Annotated in this window: 16 protein-coding genes, 1 tRNA gene and 1 pseudogene; 11 read left to right on the forward strand and 7 right to left on the reverse strand. The window is 69.4% G+C overall.

The features are described 5' to 3' along the window. Positions 1-599, reverse strand: a 599-nt coding sequence (locus VFK57_07280) for a type I restriction endonuclease (protein HET7695493.1), incomplete at its 3' end; no start/stop codon positions are given. A gap of 157 nt (positions 600-756) precedes the next feature. On the opposite strand from VFK57_07280, the gene VFK57_07285 reads away from it, so the two are divergent. From VFK57_07285 to VFK57_07315, 7 genes are all read left to right on the forward strand, one after another. Continuing rightward, positions 757-1,680: an ABC transporter ATP-binding protein gene (locus tag VFK57_07285; protein ID HET7695494.1), complete on the forward strand. Its 924-nt coding sequence runs from the start codon at positions 757-759 to the stop codon at positions 1,678-1,680. Beyond that, positions 1,677-2,945 carry an ABC transporter permease gene (locus VFK57_07290; protein HET7695495.1) on the forward strand — a complete coding sequence of 423 codons (1,269 nt, stop codon included), beginning with the start codon at positions 1,677-1,679 and terminating at the stop codon, positions 2,943-2,945. Before VFK57_07285 ends, VFK57_07290 begins: the two co-directional genes overlap by 4 nt. An 18-nt stretch (positions 2,946-2,963) precedes the next feature. Then, the gene (locus VFK57_07295) at positions 2,964-3,785 is read left to right on the forward strand and encodes a nitrilase-related carbon-nitrogen hydrolase (GenBank protein HET7695496.1); all 822 of its coding nucleotides are present in this window, start codon (positions 2,964-2,966) and stop codon (positions 3,783-3,785) included. Then, on the forward strand, positions 3,782-4,195 hold the full coding sequence (locus VFK57_07300; GenBank protein ID HET7695497.1) for a lipocalin-like domain-containing protein: 414 nt from the start codon (positions 3,782-3,784) through the stop codon (positions 4,193-4,195). The genes VFK57_07295 and VFK57_07300 overlap by 4 nt, the downstream gene beginning before the upstream one ends. Next, complete coding sequence (locus VFK57_07305; GenBank protein ID HET7695498.1) at positions 4,180-4,632, forward strand: hypothetical protein; 453 nt, start codon at positions 4,180-4,182, stop codon at positions 4,630-4,632. The genes VFK57_07300 and VFK57_07305 overlap by 16 nt, the downstream gene beginning before the upstream one ends. Before the next feature lie 145 nt (positions 4,633-4,777). Next, positions 4,778-4,853, forward strand: a tRNA-Phe gene (locus tag VFK57_07310). Positions 4,854-4,948: 95 nt separating this feature from the next. Next, a complete protein-coding gene (locus VFK57_07315) occupies positions 4,949-5,341 on the forward strand; it encodes a septum formation initiator family protein (protein HET7695499.1) in 393 nt (130 codons plus the stop codon). Between the two features lie 21 nt (positions 5,342-5,362). On the opposite strand, the gene VFK57_07320 is transcribed toward VFK57_07315, so the two are convergent. Further along, entirely contained in the window at positions 5,363-6,469 is a 1,107-nt protein-coding gene (locus tag VFK57_07320; protein ID HET7695500.1) for a beta-propeller fold lactonase family protein, read from the reverse strand. Positions 6,470-6,525: 56 nt separating this feature from the next. Between VFK57_07320 and VFK57_07325 the strand changes: the two genes are divergently transcribed. Next, positions 6,526-8,094: a carboxylesterase family protein gene (locus VFK57_07325; GenBank protein HET7695501.1), complete on the forward strand. Its 1,569-nt coding sequence runs from the start codon at positions 6,526-6,528 to the stop codon at positions 8,092-8,094. A gap of 135 nt (positions 8,095-8,229) precedes the next feature. Here VFK57_07325 and recA read toward each other — a convergent pair. Next, positions 8,230-9,273: pseudogene (gene recA, locus VFK57_07330) on the reverse strand (recombinase RecA). Positions 9,274-9,490: 217 nt separating this feature from the next. Between recA and VFK57_07335 the strand changes: the two are divergent. Then, a complete protein-coding gene (locus tag VFK57_07335; protein HET7695502.1) occupies positions 9,491-10,006 on the forward strand; it encodes a metal-dependent hydrolase in 516 nt (171 codons plus the stop codon). A 44-nt stretch (positions 10,007-10,050) separates the two neighbouring features. Here the strand turns inward: VFK57_07335 and VFK57_07340 are convergent, their stop codons facing one another. Genes VFK57_07340 through VFK57_07355 form a run of 4 tightly spaced genes read right to left on the reverse strand, consistent with a single transcriptional unit; the run spans position 10,051 to position 12,807 of the window. Next, positions 10,051-10,893 carry a 3-hydroxybutyryl-CoA dehydrogenase gene (locus tag VFK57_07340; GenBank protein ID HET7695503.1) on the reverse strand — a complete coding sequence of 281 codons (843 nt, stop codon included), beginning with the start codon at positions 10,891-10,893 and terminating at the stop codon, positions 10,051-10,053. Further along, a complete protein-coding gene (locus VFK57_07345; GenBank protein ID HET7695504.1) occupies positions 10,890-12,077 on the reverse strand; it encodes an acetyl-CoA C-acetyltransferase in 1,188 nt (395 codons plus the stop codon). Before VFK57_07345 ends, VFK57_07340 begins: the two co-directional genes overlap by 4 nt. Continuing rightward, entirely contained in the window at positions 12,074-12,355 is a 282-nt protein-coding gene (locus tag VFK57_07350) for a DciA family protein (protein HET7695505.1), read from the reverse strand. The genes VFK57_07345 and VFK57_07350 overlap by 4 nt, the downstream gene beginning before the upstream one ends. Positions 12,356-12,390: 35 nt before the next feature. Next, positions 12,391-12,807, reverse strand: coding sequence for a hypothetical protein (locus tag VFK57_07355; GenBank protein HET7695506.1), 417 nt, complete (start codon positions 12,805-12,807; stop codon positions 12,391-12,393). A gap of 71 nt (positions 12,808-12,878) precedes the next feature. Between VFK57_07355 and VFK57_07360 the strand changes: the two genes are divergently transcribed. Together VFK57_07360 and VFK57_07365 are read left to right on the forward strand one after the other, a co-directional pair. Next, the gene (locus VFK57_07360) at positions 12,879-13,373 is read left to right on the forward strand and encodes a ferritin (GenBank protein ID HET7695507.1); all 495 of its coding nucleotides are present in this window, start codon (positions 12,879-12,881) and stop codon (positions 13,371-13,373) included. Positions 13,374-13,401: 28 nt separating this feature from the next. Then, positions 13,402-14,289 carry a universal stress protein gene (locus VFK57_07365; protein ID HET7695508.1) on the forward strand — a complete coding sequence of 296 codons (888 nt, stop codon included), beginning with the start codon at positions 13,402-13,404 and terminating at the stop codon, positions 14,287-14,289. Positions 14,290-14,313: the final 24 nt, after the last annotated feature.

Consider the following 14,313-nt stretch of genomic DNA (forward strand, 5'->3'; position numbering starts at 1 on the left):
TAGGTCTTGCCCGTACCGGTCGCCATGACCAGCAGCAGCCGGTTCTGACCCTTGGCGATTGCCTCGGTGGCGGCATTGACTGCGCTCGCCTGGTAATACCGCGGCGTCCGACCACTCCCGTCGTCGTAGTAGTCCTGGAGGACGACGGGATCGGCCTCGGCCGGGAGGCCTTTCCACGCTCGGTACTTCGCCCAGAGCGTCGCAGGGGAAGGGAACTCGCCGAGGCCCAGATTTCGCTCGATGTCGCCTTCAGTGGCGGTGCGATCGTGGAAGACGAAGCCGTCGCCGTTGGACGAGAAGACGAACGGCAGGTCCAGCGTGTGCGCGTAGCCCAGGGCCTGCTGCAAACCGTCGCCAATGCCGCAGGTGTTGTCCTTGGCTTCGATGACAGCGAGGGGGATGTTCGGTTTGTAGTAGAGGATGTAGTCGGCCCGCTTGGCAGCGCCGCGTGAGACGAGCTTGCCGCGGACGATCACGCGCCCTTTCGTAAAACTGACTTCCTCGCGCAGCTGCGTCTGCTCATCCCATCCAGCCGCGCGAAGCGCCGGAGTGATGAACTTCGTACAGATGTCGCGCTCGCTGAGCTCCTTCTTGTTCATCCGATGGGGGTTACGGCTTCGCCGCGCGGGGTAGTTTACCTTGTCTCGAGCTTCTCGGAAGTTGTCGGTGTTCGTCTGACACCGCTCACCGCCCCCACACCGCCATTCGCCGGAACCCCCGATCCCGCGCCGCCGCGGACCGTATCCTCCTCTCGACATGTCCATGCATGACGTCCTGACGATCCAGGGGGCGCGCAAGAAGTTCGGCCCCGTCGCCGCGCTGGACGGCGCCAGCCTGGCCCTGCGCGAGGGAGAAATGCTGGCGCTGCTCGGACCCAACGGCGCCGGCAAGACGACGCTCATCCGCGCCATTTCCGGGCGCGTGCAGCTCGACGCCGGGGAGATCCGCTTGTTCGGCACGCCGTTGACGGGGCGCACGACTCCGCCGGAGCTGGGCATCGTCCCGCAGGAGCTCGCCATCTATCCGTCGCTCACGGCCCGCGAGAACCTCGAAGCGTTCGCGCGCCTGCAGGGTCTGAGGGGCGGCGACGTCGACGCGCAGGTGAAGTGGGCATTGACGGTGACGGCGCTGGACGACCGGGCGCGCGAGCCGGTGAAAGCGTTCTCCGGGGGCATGAAGCGGCGGCTCAACATCGCCTGCGGCGTCATCCACCGGCCGCGCGTCGTGCTGCTCGACGAGCCGACCGTCGGCGTCGATCCGCAGAGCCGCGAGCGGATTTACGACATGCTGGGCGAGCTCACCCGCGCCGGCGTCTCGCTCCTGCTCACGACCCACCATCTCGAGGAGGCCGAAGCGCGCTGCTCGCGGACGGTGATCATCGATCACGGCAAGGTGATCGCCGCCGGCACGCTGCCCGAGCTGGTCGATCGCACGGTCGGACGCCATCGCATCGTGACGCTCCGGGTGAACGCGCCGCTGCCGGCCACGCTGCCCGGCGTCGACGCCGCCGCGGACGATCCGCGCGTGCTGCGGGCGCGGGTGACGAACGTCGCGCGCGAACTGCCGGCCCTGCTCGCCGCGGTGGCGCAACAGAGCAGGGACGTCGAGGACGTCGACGTGCGCGGCCCGAGCCTGCAGGCGGTGTTCATTCATCTGACCGGAAGGGAGCTGCGGGAATGATTCCGACGCTGCTGCGGGTGAGCTGGACGAATCTCAAGCGCGACCGCGTCGCGCAGGCGCTGACGTTCCTCCTGCCGATCCTCTTCTTCTCGATCTTCGCGACCGTGTTCGGCAATCAGGGGCGCGACGGCACGTCGCGGGTCCGCATCGCCGTCGTCGACGAGGACGGCAGCGAGCTGAGCCGGCGGATCGTCGCCGGGCTGCAGCAGGAGACGGCGCTTCGGGTGCGCGTCAGTGCCGACCAGGCGGGCCAGGGCGCCACTCTGACGCGCGCCGCCGCCGAACAGTTGGTGAAGAACGGCGACGTTCCCGTGGCGGTGGTGCTGCCCAAGGGCATCGGCGCGTCGGCGACCGCGTTCACGCGCGATCCGGCAGCGCCGCGGATTCAGCTCCTCGCGGACGTGTCCGATCCGGTCGCGCCCCAGATGGTCAACGGACTGCTGCAGAAGGTGACGATGACCGCGGCGCCCGATCTGATGATGCAGGGGGGCATCCAGCAGTTCGAGCAGCACGCGGGCGTGCTGACGCCGGGACAGCGCAGCGCCGTCGACGCCTGGCTGCCGCAGCTGAAACCGGCAGCGGGCAGCGCCGCGTCCGCCGGCGCGGCGGGCAGCTTCGGCGTCGGTGTCGAGACGGTGGACGTGATGCGGCAGGGACGATCGGAAAGCCTGGTGTCGTTCTATGCCGCCGGCGTCGGCGTGATGTTCCTGCTGTTCTCCGTTTCCGCCGGGGGCGGCACGCTCCTCGACGAAGTGGATTCCGGCACGCTGGACCGCGTCCTCTCCACCCGGGTCGGCATGAGCGGGCTGCTGGTGGGCAAGTGGCTGTTCCTCGCGCTGGTGGGCGTGCTGCAGCTCACGGTGATGTTCGTGTGGGGGCGTGTCGCGTTCGGTCTGGATCTGTTCAGCCACGTGCCCGGGTTCCTGATCATGACGCTGGTCACTGCCGGCGCGGCCGCGGCATTCGGCCTGATGCTGGCGACGCTGGCGCGCACGCGCGCGCAGCTCTCGGCGATCTCGACGATCATCATCCTGACGATGTCGGCGCTCGGCGGGAGCATGTTCCCCCGCTTTCTCATGAGCGAGACGATGCAGAAGCTCGGGCTGCTCACGTTCAACGGCTGGGCGCTCGACGGATACCTGAAGGTCTTCTGGCGCGACGCGCCGGTGCTGGCGCTGTGGCCGCAGGTGGCGGTGCTGATCGCGCTGACCGCCGTGTTCCTGGCGCTCGCGCGGACGTTCGCGCGCCGCTGGGAAACGGCGTAGCCGCGGTAAGATCGCGGCGTGAAGATCGCGCTCATCCAGCAATCCGCGTCGCACGACAAGGCCGACAACGTCCGGCGAGGCCTCGAGGCAGTCGATGCCGCCGCGACGCAGGGGGCGGCGCTCGTCGTCTTCGCCGAGCTCGCGTTCGAGCGGTTCCACCCGCAGCGTCCGGCCGACGGGGATCCGCTGCGGCTGGCCGAGCCGGTGCCCGGGCCGGTGACCGAGGCGTTTGCCGAGCGGGCGCGCCGGCACGGCGTGGTCATCGTGCTCAACCTCTACGAGCGCGACGGCGCGCGCGCGTACGACTGCTCGCCGGTGATCGACGCCGACGGCCGCCTGCTCGGACGGACCCGCATGGTGCACATCACCGAGTACGCCTGTTTCCACGAACAGGGGTATTACACGCCGGGCGACACGGGCGCGCCGGTGTACGACACGCGCGCCGGCCGCATCGGTGTCGCGATCTGCTATGACCGCCACTATCCCGAATACATGCGCGCGCTGGCCGTCGCCGGGGCGGACCTGGTCGTGGTCCCGCAGGCTGGCGCGGTCGGCGAGTGGCCCGAGGGGCTCTACGAAGCCGAGCTCCAGGTTGCGGCGTTTCAGAACGGCTACTACACGGCGTTGTGCAACCGCGTCGGCGACGAGGACTGCCTGACGTTCTCGGGCGAGTCGTTCGTCTGCGCCCCCGACGGCCGCGTCATCGCGCGCGCGCCGGCGCTGCGCGATGCGGTGCTCTACGCCGGCGTGGATCTCGGCGCAGCCTCGCGCTCGCATGCCAGGCGGTTGTTCATGCGCGATCGCCGGCCCGAGTTGTACGCGGACTGGATCGCGCGATGAGGGAACGGCTGATCGGCAGCTGGCGCCTGGTGTCGTACGAGACGAAGGACGCCGCCGGACGAACCGGGCGCCCTTACGGCAACGCTGTCGGGCGGATCTCGTACGACGCGAACGGCAACATGACCGGTCAAGTGATGCGTCCGGACCGGCCGGCGGTCGAGCCCGGCACGGAGCACGCACACCAGGCGCGAACCGCGTTCCTCGGCTACATCGCGTACTTCGGCACGTATGACGTCGCGCCGGACGGCCGCTCGGTAGTGCATCACGTGCAGGGAGCGTTGAATCCCGCCTGGGTCGGCGGCGATCAGGTGCGGCAGATGCGGTTCGACGGGGACCGGTTGATCCTGAGCACGGTGACGCGGAAAGACGGCGCCGCGCTGATCCACGAGCTCACGTGGGAGCGGTGTTGAAGGCGCGCCGGTGGGCGGTGGTCCTGCTGGTGCTGCTGGCGGCGGCGTGCGGCGATCTGCGGGTGAAGCTCGCGGTCTTCAACACGGCGGCGGAGGCGCGCAGCGGCGGCGCGTTCGCGGCCGGCTGGGTGCCCGAGGGCGTTCCCGCCGAGGCGTCCGACCTGCGCGTCGGCTACATGCCGGACGGGCGGCAGTGGGGCGTGTTTGCATTCCGTCCGTCGGACGCAGCCGCCGTCCGCGCGCTGACCCGCGACGAGATCACGTCCGGCCCGCTCACCTGCGATCCGCCAGGCCGCCTCGAGTTCTGGCCGCGGGTGATTCGGACGCCGGTGGACGTGGCGCGCGTGAACAGCACCGGGTTCCGTCTGTTCCACGGCGCCGACGGCCGCACGTACGCGATCAACTGGGGGCAGGGCAGGGCGTACTACTGGAAGTAGCATCGGCAGTGCGCAGTGCGCGGTGCGCGGTGCTCAGTGCTCGGTGCTCGGTGCTCGGTGGGGGGTGCGGCGGCGTGACGGGCGCGGCTTGTGAACGCTGCAGGGGGTTGGTATTATTGGGGTTCTGCCAACCCGCGTGGGGCGTGCCGAGGTAGCTCAGTTGGTAGAGCACAGCACTGAAAATGCTGGTGTCACTGGTTCGATTCCAGTCCTCGGCACCAATCTCCACTCGCAGCACTAATCGCACGGCGCACTGATCGCACTGATCGCACTGCGCACTGATCGCACCGCGCACCGCGCACCGCGCACTGCGCACTTGTACTTTCTCTCCGTCTCTGGTACCTTCCCGCTCGACGTGCACGCCACCCACATCTACTCGCGCGAATTGCCGTCCTGGCCGGTCGTGCCCCGACGGCGGGCGCATCGCTTCTGGTCGCAGCTCCTGCTGTTCGCGGCGTCGGTGCTGCTGGTCAACGGCCTGATCGGCGAGCGGGGCTGGCTGGCGACGGCCAGGGCGCGGCGCGCGTATGCGGCGGCGGCGCAGGAGCTCGCGCAGCTGCGCCACGACAACCAGGCGCTCCGCGAGCGCGCGCGGCAGTTGCGCAGCGACCCCCGCGCGATCGAGGCCGTTGCCCGCGGCGAGCTCGGCCTCGCCGCCGCGCACGAGATCGTCGTCACGGTTCGTACGGTGACCCCGGGCGCCCGTTAGGCGTCGCCCGCGGCCGCCGGACTACTTGCTCGTCACGGCGATGCCCCAGGGGCTGCCGCCCACGGCGATCTTCGCGTCGACCCTCCCCGACGCCGCGTCGATGATCGCGACATCGCCCGACGGCCCGTTCGCGGTGTAGAGCTGCCGGCCGTCGGCGCTGATGCCGATCCCCCACGGGCGCGTGCCCACATCCTCGATCGACCCGGCCAGCGACTGCGCCGCCACGTCCACGATCGCCACCGACTTCGCGCGGCCGAGCGTCACGAACAGCCGGGCGCCGTCAGGGGAGAGGACCTGGCCCATGGGCCGCGCCGGGATCGGGTTCGCCGGCGCCTTCGGAATCTGCAGCGTCTTCGTGACCGTGTGCGTCGCGGCGTCGAAGATGGTGATCGAGGCGGCGTTTTCCGCGGTCACGAAGCCGGTCCGCCCCTCGCGATCGAAGGCGATCGACCGCGGCCGCGGCCCGGTGGGAACGTGCGCCACCACCTTCAGCGTCGCCACGTCGACGCCGACGACCTCGTTGGTGCCTTCGCACGTCACATAGACGATCCGGCCGTCCGGCCTGATCGTGACCCCCTCCGGCTCCTCGCCGATCTTCACGCGCGCCTTGATCGCGCCGCTCTCGAGATCGAGCGCGGACAGTTCCGCCGTCTCTTCGTTCGAGATGAACATCATCCGCCCGTCGTTCGACAGCGCGAATGTTTCCGGATCCTGGCCGCTCTGATACTTCCGCACCAGCGTGCCGCTGGCCAGATCGATCACGCCGATGCCGTCCGCGGCCCGATCGGCCGGCGGCAGCTTGGATTCGTCCACGCCCGGGCCGGCGATCGGCGATCCCGACAAGGCGACGTAGATCAGGCGCCCGTCGCGCGAGACGGCGATCCCGCGCGGCCGCTTGCCGACGTCGATGCTGCGAACGACCTGCCGGCTGGCCGGATCGATGACGACGACGCGGCTGCCGGTTTCGTCGGTGACGTACACGCGCGGTCCGGCGGCTGGTGCCGCGGCCGGCGCGGGAGCTGGCGTGGCTGCTGACTGCTGAGGCGCGGGAGAGCGGTTGCACGCCGCCAGCAGGGCGGCGACGCCCAGCAGCGGCCACAGCGATCCCCGCAGGGATGACATGCGCATGCCCGACACGATATCCGCGAGCCGTGCGGCCTGACAACTGCGGTATCCTGCGTCCCATGTTGAGAGCGCTCGCGACCGCCGCGCTGGTGTGGCTCGCCGCCGCCGCCCCGCAGCCCGCCGCCGATCGGGTGACCACCGCCGCCGGGCCGATCGAAGGCGCCGGGGCCGTCGACGGGGTACGCAGTTTCAAGGGCATCCCATTCGCGGCGCCGCCGGTCGGACGCCTCCGGTGGCAGGCGCCGCAGCCGGTGCCGCAGTGGAAAGAGGTGCGGCCGGCGAAGGCGTTCGGCAACCAGTGCATGCAGCGGCGCCTGTTCGGCGACATGGTCTTCCGCGCCGCCGGGATGAGCGAAGACTGCCTGTATCTGAACGTCTGGACCCCGGCGACGCGCGCCTCCGAACGGCTGCCCGTGCTCGTCTATTTCTATGGCGGCGGCTTCGTCGCCGGCGACGGATCGGAGCCGCGCTATGACGGCGCGGCACTGGCGCGGCGCGGGCTGGTGACGCTGACCGTGAACTATCGCCTCAACGTGTTCGGCTTCCTCGCCCATCCGGAGCTGAGCCAGGAGTCGCCGCGGCGGACGTCCGGGAACTACGGCCTGCTCGACCAGGTCGCGGCGCTGCAATGGGTGCGCGACAACATCGCCGCGTTCGGCGGCGATCCGCGGAAGGTCACGATCGCCGGGGAGTCAGCCGGCTCGATCTCGGTCAGCGCGCTGATGGCGTCGCCGCTGTCCAGGGGCCTGATCGCCGGAGCCATCGGCGAGAGCGGCGCCGCCATGCCGCCGACCTGGACGCCGCTGCCGCTGGCGGAGGCCGAGACCGCCGGCCTCGCGTTCACCAAGCTGCTCGGGGACGCCCCGTTCTCCGAGGTCCGCGCCCTCCCCGCCGACCGCGTGCTCGAGGCGACCGCCGGTCCCGCCGCGGCCCGCTTTCCGATCGTCATCGACGGCTACTTCCTGCCGAAGACCCTGAACGAGATCTTCGCGGCCGGGCAGCAGGCGCAGGTGCCGCTGCTGGCCGGCTGGAACTCGCAGGAGAGCGGCCCCGGCGCGGTGCTCGGCCGCGGCAACCCACCGACGCCGGAGAATTTCACGCGGGCGGTCCGCCAGATCTTCAACGACACGACCGACGAGGCGTTGCGCCACTATCCGGCGACGACGCCGGAGCAGGTGCAACAGTCGGCGACCGATCTGGCCGGCGATCGCTTCATCGGCTTCAGCACCTGGAAGTGGGTGACGCTGCACGGCCGCGGCGGCAAGCCGCCGGTGTATCGCTACTTCTACACGCGGCCGCGTCCGGCGATGCGACCCGAAAAGGGGAACGCCGGCCCGGCCGGGGGCGCGGCGCATTCCGCCGAAATCGAATATGCGCTGGGGAATCTCGGCACGAACGAGGTGTACGCGTGGACGCCGGACGACTACAAAGTGTCGGAGACGTTCCAGGGCTACGTCGTGAACTTCGTCAAGACCGGCAATCCGAACGGCAGCGGGCTGCCGCCGTGGCCGGCGACGAACGCGGGAAGCGAGCAGCAGGTCCTGCGGATCGATGTGGTCACGAAGGCCGACCCGGACAAGTACCGCGAGCGCTACCTGTTTCTCGATCGGTTCTACTCGGTGAAATAGCGGCGACGGTCACCGCACCGATGTGATCGGCTGGCCGCCGGCGCTGTCGGCACAGGCGAATAAGAGATCAGGAGCAATCGTTCTTCTGGTGAAGAACATTGGCTTGCTCCTGGTCTCCCGTTCTGAGCCCGGACGTCAGACGGCGGCGACTTCTTCCGCCGCCACCAGGCCCAGCTCGCGGCGCACTTTGTCTTCGATCGCCTTGCAGATGGCCGGGTTGTCCTTCAGGAACTGCTTGACGTTCTCGCGCCCCTGGCCGAGGCGCTCGCCGCCGAACGCGAACCAGGTGCCGCTCTTCTCGACGATCCGCCGATCGACCGCGAGATCGAGCAGGTCCCCTTCCTTGGAAATGCCCTCGCCGTACATCACGTCGAACTCGGCCTCGCGGAACGGCGGCGCGACCTTGTTCTTGACGATCTTCACGCGCGTGCGGCCGCCGACGACGGTGTCGCCGTCTTTGATCGCGCCGATCCGGCGGATGTCGATGCGCACCGACGAGTAGAACTTCAGGGCGCGGCCGCCGGTGGTGGTCTCGGGGTTGCCGAACATCACGCCGATCTTCTCGCGCAACTGGTTGATGAAGATCAGGCAGGTCTTCGACTTCGACACGATGCCGGTCAGCTTGCGGAGCGCCTGCGACATGAGCCGCGCCTGCAGGCCCATCTGCGCTTCGCCCATCTCCCCTTCGATTTCCGCGCGCGGCACCAGCGCGGCCACCGAGTCGACCACGATCACGTCGACGCCGCCGGAGCGCACGAGGACCTCGACGATCTCCAGCGCCTACTCGCCGTTGTCGGGCTGTGACACCAGCAGGTTCTCGAGCTCGACCCCGAGCTTGCGGGCGTACTGCGCGTCGAGCGCGTGCTCCGCGTCGACGAACGCGGCCATCCCGCCCAGCTTCTGCGCCTGCGCGATGATCTGCAGCGCCAGCGTCGTCTTGCCGGACGATTCCGGCCCGAACACTTCGATCACCCGGCCGCGCGGCACGCCGCCGATGCCGAGCGCGTAGTCGAGGCTGACCGCGCCGGTGGAAATCGAGGGCATCTGCGGGATCGCTTCCTTCGCGCCGAGCCGCATGATCGAGCCCTTGCCGAACTGCTTCTCGATCTGCCCGACGGCCAGCTCGATGGCCTTTGCGCGTTCGCGATCGTTTCGGTCGTCATTCACCGGTGCTGCCATGAAACTCCTCGTCAAGGTGGTGGCTGGTGCCCGTAGTCTAGGGGCGGCGGCGCGAACCTGTCAAGCGAAAACGTCGCCACGGACATCAGGTAGATGCCTGCATATGAGGCAGTTATCGCCATGTGTCACTTTCGCCCCCGTTGCAGAATCGTGCAACGGCTTCCAGCGTACGCGGCGCCGGTGACAGGACAGGTCATTTGGCCGGTAGCATGAGGAGATGCCGTCGCCGATCGGCCACGCACTGGGCGGGATCGCCGCCGCCTGGGCGGTGGTCCCTCGCAGAAATCTCCACACCGGCATCGTCCTCGCCGCCGCCGCGCTCGCGCCGGATTTGGACCTCCTCGTCGGCGACCACCGCGGCATCAGTCACAGCGCCGGCGCGGCCGTCGCCGCCGGGCTGCTGGCGGGCGCGTGGTCCGTGGCCATTGCGCCTGCCGGCCGGCGGCACGCGCCCCGTTGGGCCGCGGCGGTCACCCTGGCGTGGGCGTCACACGTGTTTCTCGACTGGTTGAGCAACGACACGCGTCCGCCGATCGGGGTGATGGCGCTCTGGCCGATCGCGCGTGACTACTACAAGGCGGCGATCGAGATCTTTCCGCCCGTGTCCCGCCAGTGCTGCGGCCGGCGGTTCTGGCTGCACAACATGCGCGCCGCCGTCGTCGAGCTGCTGATCATGGCGCCGCTGCTGTGGCTTGCGCTGCGGCGGTTCAAGAGAAACGCCCCGTCACACTGAGACGGCTGCGGGCTGCCCGACATCGCCGCCCTGGCGCATCGCAGTCAGTAGGTGTAGAACCCCCGGCCCGACTTCCGCCCGAGATATCCCGCGGCGACCATGCGCCGCAGCAGCGGGCAGGGGCGGTACTTCGGATCGCCGAGCCCCTCGTGCAGCACGGTGAGGATCGCGAGGCACACGTCGAGGCCGATGAAATCGGCGAGCGTGAGCGGGCCCATCGGATGATTCATGCCGAGCTTCATCACCGTATCGATCGCGTCCGGCGTGCCGACCCCCTCCATCACCGCGTAGACCGCCTCGTTGATCATCGGCATCAGGATGCGGTTGGCGATGAAGCCGGGGTAGTCGGCCGCTTCCACCGCGGTCTTCCCGAGCTTGGCGCAGAGCGCGGACGCCGCCGCCATCGACTCGGCGGACGTCGCCTGCCCGCGAATCAGCTCCACCAGCGTCATCAGCGGCACCGGGTTCATGAAGTGCATCCCCAGCACCTTGTCCGGGCGCTTCGTCGCCGCGCCGAGCGTCGTGATCGAGATCGACGAGGTATTGGAAGCGAGGATGACGTGCGGCTGTGTAATGGCGTCCAGCCGCGCGAACAGCTCGCGCTTGGCGTCGGCGTTCTCCGAGATCGCCTCGACGACGTAGTCGACGTCGGCGAGGTCGTCGATCGAGGTGAAGGCCTTGAGCCGCCCGAGCGCGGCGTCCCGTTCGGCCGCGGTCAGCTTGCTCTTCTCGACGAACTTCGCGAGGCTCTTCTCGATCGTCGCGCGCGCGCGATCCAGGGCGGCCGGCGCGGCGTCCCACACACTGACCTCGTATCCGGCCTGCGCGAACACCTGGGCGATGCCGTTGCCCATCGTCCCCGTGCCGATCACGCCGATTCTCGTCATGGCAGTTCCACCGCCAGCGCGACGCCGTTGCCGCCGCCGAGACACAGGGACGCGATGCCGCGCTTCCTGCCGTGGCGCTTCAGCGCGTAGAGCAGGGTCGTCAGTACGCGCGCGCCGCTGGCGCCGATCGGATGACCGAGCGCGACGGCCCCGCCGTGGACGTTCACCTTCGCCGGAGCGATGCCCAGCTCGCGCAGCACCGCGACCATCTGGACGGAGAACGCCTCGTTGATCTCGAACAGGTCGACGTCCTCGAGCTTCCAGTTCACCTTGGCGGCGACCTTGCGCACCGCTTCGACCGGCGTCATCAACACGAGCTTCGGCGCGAGTCCCGAGGTCGCCTGTCCGGCGATGCGCGCGATCGGCTGAACGCCGAGCGCGGCGGCTCTCCCGGCCGACATGACCACCAGCGCGGCGGCCCCGTCGTTCACGCCCGGCGCGTTTCCCGCGGTGACGCTGCCGTCCTTCTTGAACGCCGGCCGCAGGCCGGCGAGCGTCTCGACGCTGGTGTCGGCGCGGACGGCCTCGTCGTGGGCGAACGCCAGGGGCGCGCCTTTCTTCTGCGGGACTTCCACCGGCACGATTTCGTCCGCGAACCAGCCCTGGCTGGCGGCGTGCGCCGCCTTGCGATGGCTTTCAGCGGCGTACCTGTCCTGCTCGCCACGACCGACCTTGAAGTGTTCGGCCACGTGCTCGCCGGACATGCCCATGTGGCACTGCTCGAACGCGCACCACAGGCCGTCGTGGATCATCGCGTCCACGAGCGTGCCGTTCCCCATGCGCAGCCCTTCGCGCACACGCGACAGCAGGTACGGCGTGTTGCTCATCGACTCCATGCCGCCGGCGACGGCGACGTCGATGTCGCCGGTGGCGATGCCCTGGGCCGCGAGCATCACCGCCTTGAGCCCGGAGCCGCACACCTTGTTGATCGTCATCGCCGCCACGTGCTCGCCGAGACCGCCGTGCAGCGCGGCCTGACGCGCGGGATTCTGCCCTTCGCCGGCGGTGACGACGTTGCCCATGATGCACTCGTCCACCACGCCCGGATCGATGCCGGCGCGGCGCACCGCTTCACGCACGGCGATGGCGCCGAGCTGCGGCGCGGTGAAGTCCTTCAGGGATCCGAGAAACCTGCCCGTGGGCGTGCGGGCGGCGGAGACGATGACGGCGTCGCGTGTGGTCATGAACAGGTTCGAACGCGCAAGGCGGTGACGGTGCCGGCTCCGAGCAGGAGCTGCACCCGGGTGAGAATCGTCGCCGCGGCGCGCTCGATCTCGGCGGCCCACCGCGCGTCCTTCGGCATGACGTGCAGGATCCCGTCACGCAGCTCGACGGTGGTGGCGCGCGCAATCGCCGGACCGACGGCGATACTCCAGGCGAACGTGGCCTTCGCCGGCGTGAGCGGCTGCCGGCGGATCACCTCGGCGACGACATCCGTCGCGAACCCCTGGAGCGGTAGCATCCTTCCATAGTACTCGCGTTCGGCGCGTCTGCTGGCTACGCGGCTTTCCGGCGGCCGTTCGGCGCGCGCAGCAGACACCGGTATTCCGGGAACGCGCGCAGGAGCCGCAGGATGTGAGCCGCGATGGTGCGGGCCGGGCAGCGGTCGGGCAGCGTGAGGTCGAAGCCGGACATCAGGGCTTCGCGGTTGTCACGTTCCGATACGGTGTCCGGAACGAGTGCCATCAGGGCCCGCCGTCCGAAGTGGGGCTTGGCCCGCAGCCGTGCGCCGATCATGGGCAGCGAGGACCCACGGGTCGCACGCACGATGACCACGTGGTGGCCCTCGAGATCCTCCGGCGACGGCAAGTGCTCCGTTTCCTCGACGCGGAAGCCGAGCGATCGCAGCGCCGCCAGGCGGGCGGCGTCACTGCCACAAGGGCCGATGAAGAGAATGCCGCACTGCTTCACCACCCGAGTCACCTCCCGCCACACGGCAGAGGCAACCGTCGTGCCAGCCGGGCGTGGCATATACTTTCCTCGACATGATGATCCATCCCGAGTTGGTCAAAGCCTTCAACGCGCAGATCGGCCAGGAGTTCGGCGCCAGCATGCAATACGTCAGCATCGCGGCGCACTTCCAGCGGCAGCAGCTCACGCTGCTCGCCAAGCTGTTCTTCGAACAGGCCGACGAAGAGCGGCAGCACGCGATGAAGTTCGTCCGCTATCTGCTCGACACGAAAGGGGACCTGGCGATCCCGGCGATCCCGGCGACGCAGCCGTCGTTCGCGTCCGCCGAAGCGGCGGTGCAGGCGGCGTTGACGTGGGAGCAGGAAGTGACGCGGCAGATCACCGCGCTGATGGACATCGCGGTGAAGCACAACGACTATCTCGCCCAGAGCTTCCTGCAATGGTTCATCGACGAGCAGCTCGAGGAAGTGGTGAAGATGGACCGGCTGCTGAACGTCGTCCAGCGCGCCGGCGACAAGAACCTGCTGATGGTGGAGGCCTATCTCGTGCACATCGAGAAGGCGGGCTAGCGAGCGCCGTCGACGGGAGGCCGCGGCCATGACGATCCTCTGTCCGATCGACTTCTCCGAGCCGTCGCGCGGCGCGCTGCGCTACGCGGCCGTGGCCGCGTCGTATGCCGGTGAATCGCTGACGCTGCTCACGGTGAACGATCCGCTGCTGGAGCAGGCGGCGGCGATGGCGAACGGGCCGGGGAGCCTCGACGCCGACGCGCTGCGCGAGCTGCGCAAGTTCTTCAACGACACGTTCAGCGGACGGCCGCCCTCGGTCCCCGTCGACTTCTCGGTCGCGACGGGGAAGCCGGACGCCGAGATCCTGCGCGCCGCGGTCGAGCGGAAGGCGCGGCTGATCGTGATGAGCTCACGCGGCGCGACCGGGATCCGCAAGCTCTTTCTCGGCTCGGTGACCGAGCGCGTGCTGCGCGCCACCACCGTGCCGGTGCTGGTCACGCCGCCGGCTGACGCCGGACCGGCCGCCGTGGACGACATCCGCAAGACCGTCCGCCGCATCCTCGTGCCGGTCGACATCACGTTCCCGGGCATGGCGCAGACGGTCGAAGGGGCGCGGCAGATCGGCGTCATCCTCGGCGCCCCGATTCTGCTCGTGCACGTGATCGAGCCGGTGCGCGCGATGGTTCCCGGCCACGCGTTTGCCGCCAACGTCGACAGCGAGCGCCGCGATCACGCGGAGCAGATCCTGCAGGATCTCGTCGACACGCTCCCCGACGATCCGCGCATCGAGCCGCTGGTGATGTTCGGCGAACCGGCGGAAGAAGTCGCGAAGATCGCCGCCGATCGCCAGGCCGGCCTGATCGTCATGGGACTACACGCCTCGGCGATGCCGGGCGCGCGCATGGGTTCGGTGACCTACCGCGTGCTCAGCATCGCGCACGAGCTGGTGCTGGCATTGCCGCCGCAGAATCCCTAGCCGCGATCCGCCAGCCGCTTCCCG

The sequence above is a fragment of the Vicinamibacterales bacterium genome (assembly GCA_035699745.1).
GTDB lineage: Bacteria > Acidobacteriota > Vicinamibacteria > Vicinamibacterales > 2-12-FULL-66-21 > JAICSD01.

Bases quoted from the DNA above. Each gene is read 5' to 3' on its own strand.
- VFK57_07300 (HET7695497.1), top strand. From the start codon at position 3,782: ATGAGGGAACGGCTGATCGGCAGCTGGCGCCTGGTGTCGTACGAGACG.
- VFK57_07365 (HET7695508.1), top strand. From the start codon at position 13,402: ATGACGATCCTCTGTCCGATCGACTTCTCCGAGCCGTCGCGCGGCGCG.
- VFK57_07335 (HET7695502.1), top strand. From the start codon at position 9,491: ATGCCGTCGCCGATCGGCCACGCACTGGGCGGGATCGCCGCCGCCTGG.
- VFK57_07350 (HET7695505.1), bottom strand. From the start codon at position 12,355: ATGCTACCGCTCCAGGGGTTCGCGACGGATGTCGTCGCCGAGGTGATC.
- VFK57_07345 (HET7695504.1), bottom strand. From the start codon at position 12,077: ATGACCACACGCGACGCCGTCATCGTCTCCGCCGCCCGCACGCCCACG.
- VFK57_07285 (HET7695494.1), top strand. From the start codon at position 757: ATGTCCATGCATGACGTCCTGACGATCCAGGGGGCGCGCAAGAAGTTC.
- VFK57_07290 (HET7695495.1), top strand. From the start codon at position 1,677: ATGATTCCGACGCTGCTGCGGGTGAGCTGGACGAATCTCAAGCGCGAC.
- VFK57_07360 (HET7695507.1), top strand. From the start codon at position 12,879: ATGATGATCCATCCCGAGTTGGTCAAAGCCTTCAACGCGCAGATCGGC.
- VFK57_07325 (HET7695501.1), top strand. From the start codon at position 6,526: ATGTTGAGAGCGCTCGCGACCGCCGCGCTGGTGTGGCTCGCCGCCGCC.
- VFK57_07340 (HET7695503.1), bottom strand. From the start codon at position 10,893: ATGACGAGAATCGGCGTGATCGGCACGGGGACGATGGGCAACGGCATC.
- VFK57_07320 (HET7695500.1), bottom strand. From the start codon at position 6,469: ATGCGCATGTCATCCCTGCGGGGATCGCTGTGGCCGCTGCTGGGCGTC.